This is a genomic window from Pseudomonas indica NBRC 103045 (assembly GCF_002091635.1).
Classification (GTDB): Bacteria; Pseudomonadota; Gammaproteobacteria; order Pseudomonadales; family Pseudomonadaceae; genus Pseudomonas_M; species Pseudomonas_M indica.
The window spans coordinates 1-556 of the sequence record NZ_BDAC01000062.1; the positions used below are offsets into that span (position 1 = coordinate 1).

Annotated in this window: 1 pseudogene; it reads right to left on the bottom strand. The window is 60.6% G+C overall.

What is annotated here, in order from left to right:
* A pseudogene (locus PIN01S_RS26165) lies at positions 1-269 on the bottom strand (phage infection protein); the annotation flags it as partial.
* Positions 270-556: the final 287 nt, after the last annotated feature.

The window sequence follows — 556 nt, forward strand, 5'->3', positions numbered from 1 at the left end:
CCACCTTCAGCGACACGGTTGATACCGGTGCGGTCGGAACCGCCTTCAGCGACACGGTTGATGCCGGTGCGGTCGGAACCGCCTTCAGCGATGCGGTTGGCGCCAGTGCGGTCGGAGCCGTCTTCGGCAACGCGGTTGGTACCGGTGCGGTCAGCACCACCTTCGGCAACGACCGGAGCCTTGAAGGTGTTGTCCGCATCTTGCGGAAGAGCGAATGCGGTGGCGGAAAGAGTGGCGATGAACAGGCCGGCGATCAGTTGCTTTTTCATGTCGGGTTCTCCTGGGGCGGGGGAGTGAATTCGTCTACGGGGCCCATGTTACGGATGGGGCTCCGCGACAGAAGTGATGCGTGGTAATGGTCACCATCAGCGATATCGATTGCTGCGCAAAGGCCCGTTGTAGAAGGGTTCTTGCCGATTTTCAGAGGGATTTTGCAAGGCGGGGCGTATCGGAGGATCGGTGGGATCGATACATCGGGTCCTGGAAAAAGCCCTGGCGGTCGACCTATCCATCGCATAAGAAAAAGGCCGCTCGCAGGGGGACGTGAGCGGCCTGA